We start from the raw sequence: 18181 nt of genomic DNA on the forward strand, positions 1-18181 counted from the left end.
CCGAGCAGCACCCTGCGCGGCACCGCCGAGGAACCGGCCGGACGCCGTCCGGAGACGCGACGCGTGGGGCCTGGTCCTCGCCGTGGGTTCGAGCCCCCGGCGACGACCAGGCCCCGGCCGGTCAGACCTCCGCGACCTCCGCCTCGCAGCGCAGCTCCCGCCCGGCGCCCAGCGTCCGCACCGGTCCCGTCAGCCGCAGCCGCGCCCGGTGCCGTACGTCCGTGCTCGACGCGGCGAGACGCAGCTCCAGGTCGCCCGGCTCCACGATCCGCCTGCCCGCGCGGTCGGGGAAGGAGGAGAGGTCGGTGTGGAAGCGGAAGGCGAGGCGGCGGGACTCGCCCGGGGCCAGCTCCACCCGCTGGTAGCCGATCAGGCGGACGTCCGGGCGGGTCACCGAGGCCACCGGGTCGTGCAGATACAGCTGGACGACCTCGGCGCCCGCGCGGTCGCCGGTGTTGCGGACGGTGAGCGAGAGGTCGTACGACCCGTCCGTCGGGACCTCGGCCTCGGGCCCGTCGAAGTCCTCCCAGGCGAACGTGGTGTACGAGCCGCCGTACCCGAACGGGTAGAGCGGGGTCGGGTCCAGGTTGCTGACCTCGCCGGCCAGGCCGAGCGGCGGCTGGAGGTAGGTCCAGGGCTGGCCGCCGGGCCGGTGCGGCACGCTCACCGGGAGCCGTCCGGAGGGGTTCACCCGGCCGGACAGCACCCCGGCCAGCGCCGGACCGCCCTCCTCGCCCGGGAAGAACGCCTGGACGACCGCGGCGAGCCGGCCCTGCCAGCGCCCCAGCGCGTACGGGCGGCCGGTCAGCAGGACGAGCACCACCGGGACCCCGGTCGCGACCAGCGCGTCCAGCAACTCGGCCTGCGCACCCGGCAGCCGCAGGTCCTCCGCGTCGCACCCCTCGCCGGAGGTGCCGCGCCCGAACAGCCCGGCGCGGTCGCCGAGGACGGCCACGCACACGTCCGCCTCGGACGCCTGCGCCACCGCCTGGGTGAACCCGGAGGTGTCCGGGTCCGACACCCCGCAGCCCTGCGCGAAGGTGACCTTGGCGTCGGGGAGTTCGGCCTTCACGGCGTCCAGCACGGTCGGGATGTCGATGCCCAGCGGCACCTCGGGGTGGTGGGTGAGCACATGGGACGGGAAGGAGTAGCAGCCCAGCATCGCCAGCGCGTCCGCCGCGCGCGGCCCGACGACCGCGATCCGCGCGTCCGGGGCCAGCGGCAGCACCCCGTCCGGGTTGTCCAGCAGCACCACCGATTCCTCGGCGAGCTGCCGGGCCAGCGAGCGGTTCCCGGCCGAGTCCAGGTCGATCTCCTCGTCGGTCTCCGGCGACCAGTCCGGGTCCAGCAGGCCCAGCTCGCACTTCTGCAGCAGCACCCGGCGCACCGCCCGGTCCACCAGCGCCTCGGGAATCCGGCCGTCGCGCACGGCGGCCACGAGCGGTTTGCCGTAGCAGTTCACCGTGGGCAGCTCGACGTCGATGCCCGCCTCCAGCGCGACATGCGCGGCCTCGGCGGGGTCGGCGGCCACCCGGTGCAGGGACTGGAGGAAGCCGATGCCGAAGTAGTCGGCGACGACCGTGCCGGTGAACCCCCAGTCCTCGCGCAGCAGTCCGGTCAGCAGCCGGGGATCGGCCGAGGCCGGGACGCCGTCCGTCTCGGTGTAGGCCGCCATCACCGAGCGGGCCCCGCCCTCGCGCAGCGCCATCTCGAACGGCGGCAGCGTCACCTCCGCCAGTTCCCGGCCGCCCGCCCGGACCGGCGCGAGGTTGCGCGCGCCCGCGGAGGACGCGTACCCGGCGAAGTGCTTGAGCGTGGCGATGATCCCGGCCGACTCCAGGCCCCGGACGTACGCCGTGCCGATGGTGCCGACGAGGTACGGGTCCTCGCCGATCGTCTCCTCCACCCGGCCCCAGCGCAGATCCCGGACCACGTCCAGGACGGGCGCGAGGCCCTGGTGGACGCCGGCCGCGCGCAGATCGCGGCCGATGCGCCCGCCCAGCTCCTCGACGAGCGCGGGGTCGAAGGTCGCGCCCCAGGCCAGCGGCACCGGGTACGCGGTCGCCTGCCACGCGGTGAAGCCCGCCAGACACTCCTCGTGGGCGACGGCCGGGATGCCGAAGCGGCTCGCCTCGGTGATCCGGCGCTGGGCGTGGGCCAGCGCCTGCGCGCCGAGCGCCGGCTCCACCGGGGCGGTGCCGAAGGAGCGGGTCAGCTGGCCGAGCCCGTGGGTGATCAGCTCGTCCCAGTCGTAGTCCGCGGACATCTCGCTCTGCAGCGGCGCGACCCCGTCGCCGTCCGTGGCCGCGCCCACCCACACGCCGTACAGCTGGGCTGTCTTCTCCTCCAGGGTCATCCGCGCCATGAGGTCGTTGACACGGACGGTGGCGGGCAGGGCGGGGTCGCGCCAGGGGGCGGTGCTCATGAAACTCCTGTCAAGAAGGGGGGCCGGGCGGCGGTCACTTGCCGCCCACACCCATCAGGCCGCCCACCAGGGCGCGACGGGCCACCAGGTACACGACGAAGATCGGGATGCCGGAGAGGACGACCGAGGCGAGCAGGGCGGGGATGTTCACGCCGAACTGGCTCACGTAGTTGAACAGGCCGAGGGTCAGCACGCGCGGCCCCTCGGACTGGGTGAAGATCAGCGGGAAGAGGAAGCCGTTCCACGCCTGGAGGGCCGAGTAGATCCCGACGGTGCTGATGCCGCCCTTGGACATCGGGATGACCAGCTGGAACAGCATCCGCAGGGGCGAGGCGCCGTCCAGCGCCATCGCCTCGTACACCTCCTCGGAGATGTCCCGGAGGGTGCCGGTGAGCACCAGGATGGCCACCGGCATCGCGAACGCCGCCGTCGGCAGGATGATCGCGAGCAGGCTGTCGTAGAGGTTCAGCTTGGCGATCATCAGGTACAGCGGTACGACGACCGCCTGCGCCGGGATGGCGACGCCCAGCAGGAACAGCCGGAAGGCCGCCCCGGACCAGAAGCCCCGGGTGCGCACGGCCACGTACGCGAGCGGCACGCACAGCACGAGCACGATCGCGACGACGGCCACCGCCGCCACCACGGTGTTCCACAGGTAGTGGAAGAACCCGTTGTGCAGCACGGTGCTGTAGTTGGCCAGCGTCGGATGGGACGGTGGCTTCAGGGCGTTGTGGCCCAGCGCCTCGTCGCGCGGGGTGAGCGAGGCCGTGATCATCGCGTAGACCGGGACGATGACGACGACCAGCCAGACGATCGAGCCGAGGCCGGCCAGCGGGTTGGGCCGCTGGGTCCAGTGCCGGCGGCGGCGCCCGTCCGGCCGGGCCGCCGGGGCGGCGCCGGTCTTCACGGGGTGGGGCAGCGTGTCGTGTGACACCTCGTCACATTCCTTCCCGGGTACTGCGCATCGTGCCGAAGCCGGACAGCCGCACCAGCAGCAGCGACAGCGCGGTCGCGGCCACCACCAGGAAGGAGGCGATGGCGCTGGCGTAGCCGAAGTCGTAGCTCTTGAAACCGGCCTCGTACATCAGGTACGGCAGGATCGCCGTGTCGGTGCCGGGGCCGCCCTGGGTGAGGATCAGGACGGTCTCGAAGTAGGTCAGCGAGCCGACCACCATCAGCACGCCCGAGGTGGTCGCGGTGTTGCGCAGCTGGGGCAGCGTGATGGAGAAGAACTGGCGGTAGCGGCCCGCGCCGTCGATGGCCGCCGCCTGGTAGAGGACCTCGGGGATCTGCCGGGCCCCGCCCTGGTAGATCAGGGTGTGGAAGGGGATGAACTGCCAGCCGCCGACGAACACGATCGCGAGGAAGGCGCCGTTGGTGGAGCCGAGGGTGTCGCCGTGGATGATCCCGAAATTGGGGTCCAGCAGGGCGTAGAACAGCAGCGAGATCGCCGTCGAGGACAGCAGGAACGGCACGAAGAAGATCGCCGACAGGATCGCGCGGTTGCGCTGCCGGCCCGCCGCCCACACCCCGAGCAGGATCGAGACGACCGTCTGGAAGGCCCAGCTGACCACCGTGAGCAGCACGGTGACCGTGAGGGACTGGGTGAGGCGGCCGTCGTCGAACAGCTTGCGCCAGTTGGCGAGGCCGACCGGCTGGGGGTTGCCGAGGCCGTTCCACTGGGTGAAGGAGAGGCAGAAGGCCAGCACCATCGGGACGGCGGCGAAGAACAGGAAGAACAGGACGCCGGGCAGGGCCAGGGCGGCGTGCGGGCGGCCCGCGTTCGCCCCGGTGGCCCGGCGGGGGCGGCCCGCGCCGGTGCGCGAGCCGCCCTTGGTCGCGCTGGTGCTCACTTCAGCCCCTGCAGCGCCGAGACGAACTGGCTCGGCGAGGACTTGCCGACGAACAGCTTGTTGACCTCGGTGAGCATCGGCGTCGACACGTTCGGGTCGACGGCCTGGTCCCAGCTCAGCGTGAACGCGGGGGCCTGCTGCACCATCTGGTACTGGAACTTGGCGAACGCCGGGTTCGGCGAGGCGTCGAGGAGCTTCTCGGCGTTGGTCGTGGTCGGGATGTCGCCGTTGGCGATCAGGGCCTTGGCGTACGTCTCCGAGGCGCAGTCGCGCAGGAAGGCGAGCGCCGCGTCCTTGTTGGACGTGCGGGCGTTGATCGACCAGTAGTTGGTGGGGTTGCCGACGACGTTGCGGATGTCGCCCGCGCCGCCCTCGATGGTCGGGAACGCGGTCCAGCCGAGGTCCTTGCGGGCGAAGTCCGGGAACTTGCCGAGCTGGGTGGAGTACTCCCACGAGCCCATCAGGTGCATCGCGGCCTTGCCCTTGGCGAACACGGCCGGGGCGCCGCCGTTGGTGTAGGCGACCGAGTTGAAGCCCTTGCCGAAGGCGCCGTCGTCGATGAGCTGCTTGACCGTCTGGGCGGCCTTGAGGACGGCCGGGTCGCCCCAGCCGGAGGCGTCGCCGTTCTTGATGCGGTCGAAGACCTGGGGGCCGCCGATCCGGTCGACCAGGTACTCCAGCCACATCAGCTCGGGCCAGATGTCCGCGCCGCCCAGCGCGAAGGGGGTGATCCCGGCCTTCTTCAGCTTGGTGTTGATGTCCAGCAGCTGGTCCCAGGTGGTGGGCGGCTGGAGCTTCCGCTCGGCGAAGAGCGTCTTGTTGTAGAAGAGGATCACGGGCTGCATGCCGCGCATGGGTATGCCGTAGTTGTGCCCGCCGAGGCCGCCGGCCGTGATCACCGAGGGCAGGAAGCCGTTCTTGAGGACCGGGTCGGACTTGATGGTGTCCGTGAGGTCCACCAGCTGCTTGGCGTCCCGGTAGGCCTTGATCGAGCCGCCGCCCCAGTTGAAGAAGATGTCGGGCGCGTTGGGCGAGCCCATCGCGGTGCGCAGCTTGGCCGGGTACTCGGAGCCGGGCACCTTCTCCAGCTTGATCTTGCCCTTGGCCTTCTTCGCGGCGGCCGAGGAGTTGAACCGGTCGATGGCCGCGACCTGGATCTTGGCCGCGTCGTCGCCGTATACGAACGCGGTGAGGGCGCCACCGCCCCCGGACCCCCCGGAGGAGCCGCAGGCCGTGAGTCCGGCGGTGCCGGCGGCGACAAGTGTGGTGGCACCGGCGCCGAGCACCCAGCGCCTGCTGAACGTGCGCCCGCCGTTGGACGTGGTGGACTCCATGACCCTGGCCTCTCGCAATGTTTCGGGTGTGATTCCGAATGTTCCGGGAACGTATGGCGGAACAAGGGCTTCGTCAAGGGGTCGTGCAGGGATTACGATCGCGGCATGAAGCCTGGGAAGTCCGTGGAAACGCAGACCGCGACGCTCGCGGAGATCGCCCGCGAGGCCGGGGTGTCCGCACCGACTGTTTCGAAGGTGCTCAACGGCAGAGCCGATGTCGCGCCCTCGACCCGTACCCGCGTCGAGGAGCTGCTGCGCGCCCACGGCTACCGGCGCAGGCGCGCCGAGGCCTCCCGCTCCCCGCTGATCGACCTGGTCTTCCACGAACTGGAGAGCGCCTGGGCGATGGAGGTCATCCGGGGGGTGGAGAACGTGGCGCAGTCGGCGGGGCTCAGCGTGGTGCTGTCCGAGTCCGCCGGGCGGCTCACCCCCGGACGCTCCTGGGCCGACCAGGTCGCCGCCCGCCGCCCGCACGGGGTGGTCCTCGTCCTGTCCGAACTGGACGGCGCCCAGCAGGCGCTGCTGACCAGCCGGTCCATCCCGTTCGTGGTGGTGGACCCGGCCGGCGACCCGGGCCCGGACGTGCCGTCGATAGGGGCCACCAACTGGCAGGGCGGGCTGGCGGCCACCCGGCACCTGGTCGAGCTGGGCCACACCCGGATCGGCGCGATCAGCGGCCCGTCCCGGATGATGTGCAGCCGCGCCCGCATCGACGGCTACCGCGCCGCCCTGGAGACGGCGGGGCTGCCCGTCGACCCCTCGCTCGTCGTGGCCGGGGACTTCCACCACGACGCCGGGTACCGCCTGGGCATGGAGCTGCTGCGCCGCCCCGACCGGCCCACCGCGGTCTTCGCGGGCAACGACCTCCAGGCCGTGGGCCTGTACGAGGCCGCGCGCGAGCTGGGGCTGCGCATCCCCGAGGACCTCAGCGTGGTCGGCTTCGACGATCTGCCGGTGGCCCGCTGGGTGGGCCCGCCGCTGACGACCGTACGGCAGCCGCTGACCGAGATGGCCGAGGCCGCGGCCCGTCTGGTGCTGGAACTGGGCAGCGCGCCCGAGGAACGGGCGGCCACCCGGATGGAGTTGGCGACCAGTCTGGTGGTGCGGTCGAGCACGGCGGAGCCGCGCACGCCGGCCGGGTGATCGAAACTTTCGAAAGGGCGTCAACTACCCGCCGCCGATGAGAATTTCAGAAGAAAAACCGTCCGGGCGGCTCCCGCTAACAGTCCCCTAATAATTCGGACTTACGTTCCTGCCGTGACGCGACACGAGGTACACGGGCGGCGTTCGAGAGTGCTGCGGTTCGCCGGTCTCATCCTGGCGGGCGCCCTGGTCGTGGGCGTGGCCACGGCCGGCTACGCCTACTGGCACCTGGACCACAACATCAAGGGTGTCGACATCGACACCGCGCTCGGCGACGACCGTCCCGCGCACGCGATGATCGCTCCGTCCCCGAGCGCCGCCACGGCCGCGGCGGCCCCGCTCCCGGCCGGTTCCCTCAACATCCTGGTGCTCGGTTCGGACTCGCGCAGCGGCAAGGCCGACCGGGAGCTGGGCGGCGGCGACAGTTCGGGCGCCCGCTCGGACACCGCGATGGTGGTGCACCTCGACGCGGGCCGCACCCGCGCCACCGTGGTCAGCATCCCGCGCGACACCCTCGTCACCCGCCCCTCCTGCCCGCTGCCCTCCGGGGGCTCGACGGCGCAGGCGTACGGCTCGATGTTCAACAGCGCCTTCGCGGTGGGCGGTCCGGTGTGCGCGGTCAAGACGGTCGAGTCGATCACCGGCGTGCGCATGGACCACTTCATCGAGATCGACTTCGCCGGCTTCGCCAAGCTGGTCGACGCGCTCGGCGGGGTCGACGTCACCACGGGCCAGGACATCGACGACGACAAGAGCCACCTCCACCTGAAGGCCGGGTCCCATCACCTCGACGGCAGGCAGGCGCTGGCCCTCGCCCGCACCCGGCACGGCATAGGCGACGGCAGCGACCTCGGTCGGATAGGGCTCCAGCAGCTGCTGGTGAAGGCCCTGTTGGAACGGGTCTCCGGCACGGACCTGCTCACCGACCCGGCCAGGCTGTACCAGGTCGCCGACGCGGTCACCAAGAGCCTCACCACCGACACCGGCCTCGACTCCCTGGGCGAGCTGACCGAGTTGGGCAAGAGCCTGAAGGGGCTCGGCGCGGACCGGGTGAAGACCGTGATGATGCCGGTGGTCACGGCGCCCTCGGACCCCAACCGGGTGATCGCGAAGGAACCCGACGCGCAGAACCTGTGGGCGTCCTTGCGCTGACCGCCGCCGACCGCCCGACGACGCCGGTCACGGCCCCGCCGGCGGCCGGGCGGGCCCGCCGACCAGCATCGTCGGCGCACCCGCGACCCGGGTGAGGAACACGGTCGCCGCGTTCGGCCCCTGCGGCCTGACCTTGCGCCGCAGTTCCTCCGGCTCGACGGCCGACCCGCGCTTCTTCACGGTCAGCGTCCCGACCTCGCGCTCGCGCAGCAGGGCCTTCAGCTTCTTGACGTTGAAGGGAAGCAGGTCGGTGATCTCGTAGGGGGTGGCGTACGGGGTCGGGTGCAGCTCGTCGGCGGTGACGTACGCGATGGTCGCGTCGATCAGCCCGCCGCCGACCTCCTCGGCCACCTCGGCGACCAGGTGCGCGCGGATCACGGCGCCGTCCGGCTCGTACAAGTACCGCCCCACCGGCCGCACTCCGGGGTCCGGCAGCCCCCGCCCGAGCAGGGTGCGCGGGCCGGGCAGCAGGGTGGCGCGCACCGCACCCGGCGCCCCGGTCCCGAACCAGAGCACCGCCTCCTTCACATCGCCGCCGTCCGAGATCCACTCCGCCTCGGCCTCGGCGGGCACCGCCTCGTGCGGGATGCCGGGGGCGATCTTCAGCGCGGCGTGCGGCGCGGTGCGGGCGGCGGCCACGGCCCAGGACAGCGGCGGCGAGTACGCCTCGGGATCGAAGATCCGGCCTCGGCCGCCCCGCCGCGCCGGGTCCACGAACACGGCGTCGTACCCGGCGGTGTCCACCTCCGTGACGTCGGCCTCCCGCACCTCCATCAGGTCACCGAGCCCCAGGGCCTCGGCGTTCGCCCGTGCCACGGCCGCCGTCAGCGGGTCCCGGTCCACGGCGAGCACCCGGATTCCGGCCCGCGCCAGCGCGATGGCGTCCCCGCCGATCCCGCAGCACAGGTCCGCCACCGAGGTGACCCCGAGATCGGTCAGCCGCCGCGCCCGGTACGCCGCCACGCTCGCCCGCGTCGACTGCTCGACCCCGTTGGGCGTGAAGAACATCCGCTCCGCGTCCGCCGCCGCGAACTTGGCCGCCGCCCGCTGCCGCAGCCGGGCCTGGCCGAGCGCGGCCGACACCAGGTCGGCGGGGTGGTCGCGGCGCAGCCGGGTGGCGACGGCGAGTTCGTCGGCCGGGGCGGTGCCGCGGACCTCTTCGAGGAGGGCCCGGCCTTCGGGAGTGAGGAGGGGAGCGAGGTCGTTCACCGGGTCATTGTGGGCCAGTCGGTGGATGGTGTGCGCGCGGGCGGCGTCGTCGCCGGGGGAGCGGCGGCGGGGACTGCGAAGATCCAGCACCATGCGACTAGTAGTACAAAATGACAAAAGTCGGGCGCGGATCGCCCTCGGCTGCGGTGCCGCCGTCCTCGCCTCGACCGCCCTCGTGACCGGCTGCTCCGGCTCCGGCCCGCACGCCGCCCGCCCGGCGGCCGGCCAGGGCGCGGCCGCCCACCCCGCCCCGGACCTCCGTGCCGCCGAACACGCCCGCATGGTCGCCGCGGCGAAGCGCTGGGGCCTGGACGAGGTCCCGATCGCGCCCCCACGGCCGCCCGCGGTGAAGCCGCGCATCACCGCGCGCGCGGGGTTCGAGGTGGACCACCAGGACGACTGGGACCTGCCGCCGGTCTTCACCACGGTCCCGACCAAGGACAAGGTCGTCTTCCTCACCATCGACGACGGCTCGGAGAAGGACCCCCGGTTCCTGCAGATGATGCGGGACCTGAAGATCCCCTACACCGCGTTCCTCAGCAACTACCTGGTCAAGGACGACTACGGCTACTTCCGCAAGGCCCAGTCCTACGGCAACACCCTCAACAACCACACCCTCACCCACCCCTACCTGCCGGGGCTCTCCTACGAGGAGCAGAAGCACGAGATCTGCGACATGCAGGACATCATGCGGAAGCAGTACGGCAAGCGCCCGACCGTCTTCCGCCCGCCCTACGGCAACTACAACCAGGACACGCTGGTCGCCGCCAAGTCCTGCGGCATCAAGTACGCCCCGATCTGGAACGAGGAGGTGTACGTCGACCACTGGGAGTACCGCGAGGACGACCAGCGACTGCGCCGCGGCGACATCGTCCTCACCCACTTCCGGGGCCGCAGCGACTGGGACGGCACGATGGTCGACGACATGCGCCGCTTCCTGAACAAGGTGACGCGCGAGGGATATGCGGTGGCACGGCTGGAGGACTACCTGTGAGGCGCCCGGAGGGACGGCGGTGAGGCGCCCGGAGGGCCGCTCGTGACGGCGTGTTCGCGGGGCGGGTGCCCGGGGCGCCCGCGGGGGCACCGGTGAGGCGGTGGGCGCCGGGAGGGAGCGTCGTGCTCGCCGGGGCGCTCGCCTCGACCCTGTTCCTCGGGGGCTGCGCCCAGCCCGTCGCCCCCATCGAGCGCCTGGGCAAGAAGGCCGCCGAGGGGGTGCGCCCGCACGCCCGGCCCCTCGCGGCGCCCCCGTCCGGCCGCGCCCTGCCCCCGGTCGTGGACCACATCCCCACCCGCGACCGGGTCGTCTTCCTCACCTACGACGCCCCCGTCCGGGACCCCGGCCTCACCGCCGCGCTGCGCGAACTCCGCCGCCCGGTGAGCCGGTTCACCCCCGGGCGCGTGCCCCTGGCGGGAGCGTCGTACGCCAGCCAGCGCGCCACCCTCTGCGCCCGCCGCACCCGCCTGCTGCGCCCGCCCGGCGGGGAGTACGACCCGACGACCCTGCGCGCCGCCGCCGACTGCGGCGTCACCGCCGTCGTCCTCTGGCGCGCCGCCCTGACCCCGGCGGGCCTCACCTATCCCCGGGGTCCCCGCCACCTCCGCCGCGGCGACATCGTCCGACTGGTGCCCGGCGCCGCCACGGACCCTCTCCTGCGCACCCTCCGCAAGCGGAACCTGACGGTGGCCAGGCTGGAGGACTACCTCGGCTGACCGGCGCCGGCCGGTCCACCGGCCCGTCCGGCGTTCGAGGACGAGGACGCGGACCGAGGACGGGGCTTCCGGGGCGCGCGCCCCCCCGGGGGACGGCGGGCGGACCCCGGTGCGAAACGCCCTCCGGTCGCCCGAGATCGTCCGACGCGCCGCACGGCATTGGCACTCCGCTTGACCGAGTGCTAATCCCGGTCATAGTCTCGGCTCTGGCACTCCCCCCTGGAGAGTGCCAACAACGCGACGGGCAGGTCCGGCACCCGCGACGACGGATCGACCTGGTCGCCACCTCAGACAGTTAACCCCGTGAGATCTCCGAAGGGGGAGGTCGGATCGTGACGACCGCCAGCTCCAAGGTTGCCATCAAGCCGCTCGAGGACCGCATCGTGGTCCAGCCGCTGGACGCCGAGCAGACCACGGCCTCTGGCCTGGTCATCCCGGACACCGCGAAGGAGAAGCCCCAGGAGGGCGCCGTCCTCGCCGTGGGCCCGGGCCGTTTCGAGAACGGCGAGCGCCTGCCGCTCGACGTCAAGGTCGGCGACGTCGTCCTGTACAGCAAGTACGGCGGCACCGAGGTGAAGTACAGCGGCGAGGAGTACCTCGTCCTCTCGGCTCGCGACGTTCTCGCGATCATCGAGAAGTAATTCACCCCGAGCGAACCTTTGCTCTGAACTGCGCCCCTGGCCCCCTGCGACCGATAACGAAGCCGGGCGCCCGGGGCGCAGTTCGTCTTTTTCACCCACAGATTTCGAGAGGGCTCCCGCTGTCATGGCGAAGATCCTGAAGTTCGACGAGGACGCCCGTCGCGCCCTTGAGCGCGGCGTCAACAAGCTGGCCGACACGGTGAAGGTGACGATCGGCCCCAAGGGTCGCAACGTCGTCATCGACAAGAAGTTCGGTGCCCCTACCATCACCAACGACGGTGTCACGATCGCCCGCGAGGTCGAGATCGATGACCCGTACGAGAACCTCGGCGCGCAGCTGGTGAAGGAGGTGGCGACCAAGACCAACGACATCGCGGGTGACGGCACCACCACCGCCACCGTGCTCGCCCAGGCGCTGGTGCGCGAGGGCCTGCGGAACGTCGCCGCCGGCGCCTCCCCGGCCGCCCTGAAGAAGGGCATCGACGCCGCCGTCAAGGCCGTCTCCGACGACCTGCTCGCCACGGCCCGCCCGATCGACGAGAAGTCCGACATCGCCGCCGTGGCCGCGCTGTCCGCCCAGGACCAGCAGGTCGGCGAGCTGATCGCCGAGGCGATGGACAAGGTCGGCAAGGACGGTGTCATCACCGTCGAGGAGTCCAACACCTTCGGTCTGGAGCTGGACTTCACCGAGGGCATGGCCTTCGACAAGGGCTACCTGTCGCCGTACTTCGTCACGGACCAGGAGCGTATGGAGGCCGTCCTCGACGACCCGTACATCCTGATCCACCAGGGCAAGATCGGCTCCATCGCGGACCTGCTGCCGCTGCTGGAGAAGGTCATCCAGGCCGGCTCCAAGCCGCTGCTGATCATCGCCGAGGACGTCGAGGGCGAGGCCCTGTCGACCCTGGTCGTCAACAAGATCCGCGGCACCTTCAACGCCGTCGCGGTGAAGGCCCCCGGCTTCGGCGACCGCCGCAAGGCGATGCTTCAGGACATGGCCGTCCTCACCGGCGCCACCGTCATCTCCGAGGAGGTCGGCCTCAAGATCGACCAGGTCGGCCTCGACGTCCTCGGCTCCGCCCGCCGCGTCACCGTCACCAAGGACGACACCACGATCGTCGAGGGTGCCGGCAAGGCCGAGGACCTGAACGGCCGCGTCGCGCAGATCAAGGCCGAGATCGAGAACACCGACTCCGACTGGGACCGCGAGAAGCTCCAGGAGCGCCTCGCGAAGCTGGCCGGCGGCGTGTGCGTGATCAAGGTCGGCGCCGCCACCGAGGTGGAGCTGAAGGAGAAGAAGCACCGTCTGGAGGACGCCATCTCCGCGACCCGCGCCGCGGTCGAGGAGGGCATCGTCTCCGGTGGTGGCTCCGCCCTGGTGCACGCCTCCAAGGTCCTTGAGGGCAACCTCGACAAGACCGGCGACGAGGCCACCGGTGTCGCCGTGGTCCGCAACGCGGTCGTCGAGCCGCTGCGCTGGATCGGCGAGAACGCCGGCCAGGAGGGCTACGTCATCGTCTCCAAGGTCAAGGACCTGGAGAAGGGTCAGGGCTACAACGCCGCCACCGGCGAGTACGGCGACCTGGTCAAGGCCGGCGTCATCGACCCGGTCAAGGTGACCCGCTCCGCCCTGGAGAACGCCGCCTCCATCGCCTCCCTGCTGCTCACGACCGAGACCCTGGTCGTCGAGAAGAAGGAAGAGGAGCCGGAGGCCGCCGCGGGCCACGGCCACAGCCACGGCCACGCCCACTGAGCCCCACCGCTCCGACCGAAGGCCCGGCACCCCGCGAGGGGTGCCGGGCCTTCGGCCTGCCTACTGCTCCAACTCGTCCAGCGCGCCCAACTGCTGCATCAGCCCCAGCTGGTCGTGCTGCCACCAGGTCTCGGTGATCTTGCCGTCCGGGGTGAAGCGGAAGAAGGTCATGCCGGTCATGGTGACGCGGCGGCCGGTGGGGGCGATGCCGAGGAAGTCGCCCGTGTGGATGGCCCGCCAGGTCCAGCGGGCGCAGGCGCGGTCCTCCTGGGCGAGGACGTCCTCGACGGTGAAGTCGGAGTCGAAGGCGGCCCGCCACATGCGGTACTCGGCGCGGGCGTTGTCCAGGCCGATGGTGTCCTGCGGGTTCACCGGGTCGTGGCTGTGCACGTCCTCGTCCAGCAGGTCGTTGAGCGGGGGCAGCTCGCCCGGGGCCGCGAGGGTGGTGAAGAACCGCCGCACGGTGCCCTCGGCCGACAGGTCGTCCCGAACGACGTCGAGATCCATGAACACGGGCGACTCGTCGCACAGGGCGGCCATCTCCCGGAAGACCTGCTCGGTCTCCGGCAGGCCGGAGTTGCGCAGCGCGTCCTCGTACGAGGCGAACTCCACGACCTCCACGAGGTGCGCGGCGTCCGAGCGGTCCCGGCCGACCAGTGTGTGGGTCGCCGTCCGCCGTCCCCTGGTCCGCGCGATCCAGTCGTCCATGAGCCGGTTCATCTCGTCCGGCCGGCTCGTCCTGCAGTCGATGAGCTGTACGAAGGTCATGGCGCCGCCTCCGGCCCCCCTGGTCCGGTCTTCCCTCCCATTTTCGCACCGGACCGCCGACGGCACCCGCCTTGCGCGAACGGCTACTGCGGGCCGTACTTGCGCCCGGTGCGGGCGGTGACCCCGCCGAGGAGCCCGCGCGGGGCGATCTTCACCAGGCCCATCAGCGCCTTGTAACGGGGGTCCGGGATGGACAGCGACTTGCCGCGCGCCAGGTCGGCGAGGCCCGCCGCGACCAGCTTGTCGGCGTCCAGCCACATCCAGCCGGGGATGTTGTCCGTGCCCATTCCGGCCCGCTGGTGGAACTCGGTGCGCACGAACCCGGGGCACAGGGCCATCAGCCGGACGCCGCTGCCGGCCAGGTCCCGTGCCGCGCCCTGGGTGAACTGCACGACCCACGCCTTGGACGCGCCGTAGGTGCCCCGGGGCACGAAGGCCGCCACCGAGGCGACGTTGACCACCCCGCCCCGGCCGCGCTCGCGCATCGCCTCCGCCGCCGCCGAGGTCAGCCGCAGCACCGCCTCGCAGTGCACCTTGAGCATCGTCAGCTCGTCGGCCATGGAGACGTCCAGATAGCGGCCCTTGTTGCCGAAACCGGCGTTGTTGATCAGCAGGTCGACCGGGTTCTTGCGGTCGCCGAGCCGGTCGGCGACGGTCTCGATGCCCTTGTCCCCGGAGAGGTCGGCGGCCAGCACCTCCGCCTCGATGCCGTGCCGGTCGTGCAGCTCGGTCGCCTGTTCGTGCAGCCGGGCGGCATTCCGCGCCACCAGGACGAGGTCGTGCCCGTCAGCCGCCAGGCGCCGCGCGAAGGCGGCACCGATCCCCGCGGTCGATCCCGTAATCAGAGCCGTTGTCATGGCCCAAGGGTAGTGACCGCGGGGGATACCGGCAGGTGGTGTCCGCCATGCGGTGACGGGGCCTCAGCGGGCCTGCGCGGCGACGTACTTGCGGGCCGCGGCCAGTGCCTCCGGATGCAGGTGCTCGGCGGCGGCGAGAAGCCGGGGCAGCAGGTCCCGCTCGGTGGTGGTCGCCCGGAACTCCATCGCCGCGGTCACCCCGTGGGCGGGCCGGTGGACGATCTCGACGCGGTCGCCCGCGCGTATCTCGCCCGGTTCGATCACCCGGAGGTAGGCACCCGTTGCGCCCTTCCGGGTGAACCTGCGGACCCAGCCCTGTTCGCCCAGGTGGCCCTGGAAGGTGCGGCAGGGGATACGGCCCGAGGACACCTCCAGGACCACGGTCGGACCGATCCGCCAGCGCTCGCCGATCAGCGCCCCGGAGACGTCGAGCCCGTCGGTCGTGATGTTCTCCCCGAAGCAGCCGTTGGCCAGGGTGCGGCCCAGTTCGCGCTCCCACTGGTCGAGATCCTCGCGCGCGAACGCGTACACCGCCTGGTCGTTTCCGCCGTGATGCTTCAGGTCGCACACCGCGTCCCCGGCGAGCCCGCTCCCGGCGGTCCCCTTCGGGCCCGGCGCGGACACCCTCACCGGGCCGTCGACCGGCCTCTTGTCGATGCCCGTCAGGCCGTCCGGCTGACTGGTGTACGGCACCGGGCGCGCCTGCCCGACGTTGACCGAGAGAAGCTTCATGCCGGCACCGTACGGGGCCGCGCCTCAAAGTGTCGAGCAAATTTCGAGCGTCGTCCCCAAGAAGGCCTTATGCTTGAAGGGTGATCGAGGCCCGTCATCTCCGTGTCCTGCGCGCCGTCGCCGCCACCGGCTCGTTCTCGGCGGCGGGGCGCGAACTGGGCTGCACCCAGCCCGCCGTCAGCCAGCAGATGAAGGCCCTGGAAAACTCCGTCGGTACTCCGCTGCTGGTCCGCGCGGGCCGCGAGATGCGGCTGACCCAGGCCGGGGAGGCCCTGGTCAGGCACGCCTCCGGCATTCTCGCGGGGCTCACCGCCGCCGAGGAGGAGGTCGCCGCCATCGCGGGCCTGCGGGCCGGCCGGGTCCGGCTGGTCTCCTTCCCGAGCGGCAGCTCCACCCTGGTCCCCACCGCGCTCGCCGCCCTGCGCGCCGCCCACCCCGGCACCCGGGTCTCCCTGGAAGAGGCCGAACCCCCGCGCTCCGTCGAACTGCTGCGCGAGGGCGACTGCGATCTCGCCCTGGCCTTCCGCTACGAGGGCGCGGCGGTCGCCGAGGACTGGGACGACCTGGTCGTACGCCCCCTGCTGACCGACCGCCTGGTGGCCCTGGTGCCCGAGCGGCACCGGCTCGCGCGCGCCGAGAGCATCGCCATCGGGGAGCTGGCCGAGGAGCCCTGGATCGCGGGCTGCCCGCGCTGCCGGGGCCAGCTGGTGGAGGTCTGCGAGGGGGCCGGGTTCGTGCCGCGCATCGACTTCGCCACCGACGACTATCCGGCGGTCGCGGGCCTGGTGGGCGCGGGTCTGGGCGTGGCCGTCCTGCCGCAGCTGGCGGTGGAGTCGGTGCGGCCGCGTGGGGTGCGCGCGGTGCGGTTGGAGCCGGCGGTGCGGCGGGAGATCGTCGCGCTCACCCTGCCCGATCTGGCGCAGGTGCCGGCGGTCGCGGCGACGCTGGGGCAGCTGGCGCGGGCGGCCGGGCGCGCGGTGTAACGCACCGTAGCGATCCCTCGGCACGGCAGGGCGCGGAGCGGCGCAGAGTCGCGGGCACGCGCTCGGCGTGCCCGGAGGGTGGGGGTATCAGGCACCCGACGGGCGGCGGGTGCTTGCAGAAACGTTCCTTCAGTGGTTCTGGGCGGTGTCACCGCTGGTGGTCGAGGCCGCCACCAGGCGGTTGCGCGCCCGCCCCATCAACTCCTCGCGCTCGTCCTCGGTCAGGCCGCCCCAGACGCCGTACGGCTCGCGCACCGCCAGCGCGTGCGCCGCGCACTCCGCACGGACCGGGCACCTCATGCAGACCTCCTTGGCCGAGTTCTCGCGAGCGCTCCGAGCCGCCCCGCGCTCGCCCTCCGGGTGGAAGAAGAGCGAGCTGTCCACGCCGCGGCAGGCAGCCAGCAGCTGCCAGTCCCACAGGTCCGCGTTCGGTCCGGGAAGGCGGGAGAAATCTGCCATTACGTGACCCCTTGTAGCCGTTCTGGGCGGATACGGTGCCAACGACCGTACATCTCCGGTCTAAGGAGATGTAAATATGACTCATTGCGAATCTAGCCCCGAACACTACGAAACGGGAAGAAAAGCAGCTGAATGGGGCATAGGTTGTGATGAAAAGTTGAGGGTCCGTTGGGCATGTCTGCACCGTGCCGACGCCCTCACGTAGAGTGCCGATGACGGCGTGCAGCCCCGTAACTCTTTCGAGTGACCGTCGTTGAGAGTGCGGAGGCGGTTGAGAACACAAGCGCTCGGGCAGGCGTCCGAGACGGTCGACCGCACAGGTGACGATTCCGTACCAGCCTGGAGGCTCAAGGTGACGCGCATCAGCTGCGGAGGGCGGTCATGACATCCGTCCTCGTCTGCGACGACTCCCCGCTTGCCCGAGAAGCGCTCCGCCGCGCGGTCGCGACCGTGCCCGGTGTCGAGCGTGTGACGACGGCGGCCAACGGCGAGGAAGTCCTCCGCCGCTGGGGCGCCGACCGCTCCGACCTCATCCTGATGGATGTCCGCATGCCCGGCCTGGGCGGCGTGGAGACCGTGCGCCGGTTGCTATCCGCCGACCCCGGCGCGCGCATCATCATGCTGACCGTCGCCGAGGACCTGGACGGCGTGGCCCTCGCGGTCGCCGCCGGCGCCCGGGGCTATCTGCACAAGGACGCCTCGCGCGCCGAACTGCGGGCCACGGTGACGCAGGCCCTCGCCGACCCGACCTGGCGGCTGGCCCCGCGCCGGCTGCGCTCGGCCGAGATGGGCGCCGCGCCCACGCTCACCGCGCGCGAGATCCAGGTCCTGGAGGGCATGAGCCACGGCCGCTCGAACGCCGAGATCGGCCGTGAACTGTTCCTCTCCGAGGACACCGTCAAGACCCACGCCCGGCGCCTGTTCAAGAAGCTCGGCGCCTCGGACCGCGCCCACGCGGTGGCCCTCGGCTTCCGCTGGGGCCTGGTCAGGTAGGACCCGGCGGGCCCCGCGCGACGTGCCGCGCGGGGCCGGGCCTTCCTCCGGGGGGCGCCGCGCATGCCCCTGCCGCCGTTCGGCTTCGCGGGGCGAATCCGCGGTGAACCCCCCGGTCGGGGTGGCGTGCCCCCTGCCGGCGCCGCCGTGCGCGTCGTCATGCCCCGCC

17 protein-coding genes are annotated in these 18181 nt (G+C 72.0%); 8 read left to right on the top strand and 9 right to left on the bottom strand.

Going from position 1 to position 18181, the window contains the following annotated elements; translation table 11 throughout:
* Positions 1-121: 121 nt before the first annotated feature.
* From ACWDD7_RS09550 to ACWDD7_RS09565, 4 genes are all read right to left on the bottom strand, one after another.
* Entirely contained in the window at positions 122-2425 is a 2304-nt protein-coding gene (locus tag ACWDD7_RS09550) for a beta-xylosidase/alpha-l-arabinosidase (RefSeq protein WP_450456935.1), read from the bottom strand.
* Between the two features lie 34 nt (positions 2426-2459).
* Positions 2460-3359, bottom strand: coding sequence for a carbohydrate ABC transporter permease (locus ACWDD7_RS09555; RefSeq protein WP_450456936.1), 900 nt, complete (start codon positions 3357-3359; stop codon positions 2460-2462).
* Positions 3360-3363: 4 nt separating this feature from the next.
* Positions 3364-4179 (bottom strand): carbohydrate ABC transporter permease, encoded by an 816-nt coding sequence (locus ACWDD7_RS09560; protein ID WP_450457053.1) that lies wholly within the window; start codon positions 4177-4179, stop codon positions 3364-3366.
* Positions 4180-4274: 95 nt separating this feature from the next.
* Positions 4275-5612, bottom strand: a complete 1338-nt coding sequence (locus ACWDD7_RS09565) for an ABC transporter substrate-binding protein (RefSeq protein ID WP_450456937.1) — start codon at positions 5610-5612, stop codon at positions 4275-4277.
* 105 nt (positions 5613-5717) lie between these two features.
* Between ACWDD7_RS09565 and ACWDD7_RS09570 the strand changes: the two genes are divergently transcribed.
* Positions 5718-6755: a LacI family DNA-binding transcriptional regulator gene (locus ACWDD7_RS09570; RefSeq protein ID WP_351879188.1), complete on the top strand. Its 1038-nt coding sequence runs from the start codon at positions 5718-5720 to the stop codon at positions 6753-6755.
* A gap of 114 nt (positions 6756-6869) precedes the next feature.
* Positions 6870-7907: an LCP family protein gene (locus tag ACWDD7_RS09575; protein ID WP_450456938.1), complete on the top strand. Its 1038-nt coding sequence runs from the start codon at positions 6870-6872 to the stop codon at positions 7905-7907.
* Between the two features lie 27 nt (positions 7908-7934).
* On the opposite strand, the gene ACWDD7_RS09580 is transcribed toward ACWDD7_RS09575, so the two are convergent.
* Positions 7935-9116 (bottom strand): THUMP-like domain-containing protein, encoded by a 1182-nt coding sequence (locus ACWDD7_RS09580; protein ID WP_450457054.1) that lies wholly within the window; start codon positions 9114-9116, stop codon positions 7935-7937.
* A 91-nt stretch (positions 9117-9207) separates the two neighbouring features.
* Between ACWDD7_RS09580 and ACWDD7_RS09585 the strand changes: the two genes are divergently transcribed.
* The 4 genes from ACWDD7_RS09585 to groL all read left to right on the top strand — a co-directional run bounded on the left by ACWDD7_RS09585 (position 9208) and on the right by groL (position 13220).
* Complete coding sequence (locus ACWDD7_RS09585; RefSeq protein ID WP_450456939.1) at positions 9208-10110, top strand: polysaccharide deacetylase family protein; 903 nt, start codon at positions 9208-9210, stop codon at positions 10108-10110.
* Positions 10111-10232: 122 nt separating this feature from the next.
* A complete protein-coding gene (locus ACWDD7_RS09590; protein ID WP_450456940.1) occupies positions 10233-10826 on the top strand; it encodes a hypothetical protein in 594 nt (197 codons plus the stop codon).
* Between the two features lie 332 nt (positions 10827-11158).
* Positions 11159-11467 (top strand): co-chaperone GroES, encoded by a 309-nt coding sequence (groES, locus tag ACWDD7_RS09595; RefSeq protein WP_070026284.1) that lies wholly within the window; start codon positions 11159-11161, stop codon positions 11465-11467.
* 124 nt (positions 11468-11591) lie between these two features.
* Positions 11592-13220, top strand: a complete 1629-nt coding sequence (groL, locus tag ACWDD7_RS09600) for a chaperonin GroEL (RefSeq protein ID WP_450456941.1) — start codon at positions 11592-11594, stop codon at positions 13218-13220.
* A gap of 60 nt (positions 13221-13280) precedes the next feature.
* Here groL and ACWDD7_RS09605 read toward each other — a convergent pair whose 3' ends face one another.
* The 3 genes from ACWDD7_RS09605 to ACWDD7_RS09615 form a co-directional block, all read right to left on the bottom strand.
* Positions 13281-13988 (bottom strand): ester cyclase, encoded by a 708-nt coding sequence (locus tag ACWDD7_RS09605; RefSeq protein ID WP_351880320.1) that lies wholly within the window; start codon positions 13986-13988, stop codon positions 13281-13283.
* Between the two features lie 83 nt (positions 13989-14071).
* Positions 14072-14845, bottom strand: coding sequence for an SDR family NAD(P)-dependent oxidoreductase (locus ACWDD7_RS09610; RefSeq protein ID WP_450456942.1), 774 nt, complete (start codon positions 14843-14845; stop codon positions 14072-14074).
* Positions 14846-14908: 63 nt separating this feature from the next.
* A complete protein-coding gene (locus tag ACWDD7_RS09615) occupies positions 14909-15577 on the bottom strand; it encodes an MOSC domain-containing protein (protein ID WP_351880326.1) in 669 nt (222 codons plus the stop codon).
* Between the two features lie 80 nt (positions 15578-15657).
* Here ACWDD7_RS09615 and ACWDD7_RS09620 point away from each other — a divergent pair, with 80 nt between their 5' ends.
* Positions 15658-16560, top strand: coding sequence for a LysR family transcriptional regulator (locus tag ACWDD7_RS09620; protein WP_392218459.1), 903 nt, complete (start codon positions 15658-15660; stop codon positions 16558-16560).
* A gap of 129 nt (positions 16561-16689) precedes the next feature.
* Here the strand turns inward: ACWDD7_RS09620 and ACWDD7_RS09625 are convergent, their stop codons facing one another.
* On the bottom strand, positions 16690-17019 hold the full coding sequence (locus tag ACWDD7_RS09625) for a WhiB family transcriptional regulator (protein WP_285561784.1): 330 nt from the start codon (positions 17017-17019) through the stop codon (positions 16690-16692).
* Positions 17020-17400: 381 nt separating this feature from the next.
* On the opposite strand from ACWDD7_RS09625, the gene ACWDD7_RS09630 reads away from it, so the two are divergent.
* Positions 17401-18012, top strand: coding sequence for a response regulator transcription factor (locus ACWDD7_RS09630; RefSeq protein WP_003948568.1), 612 nt, complete (start codon positions 17401-17403; stop codon positions 18010-18012).
* Positions 18013-18181: the final 169 nt, after the last annotated feature.

Source organism: Streptomyces sp. NPDC001056 (assembly GCF_053598955.1).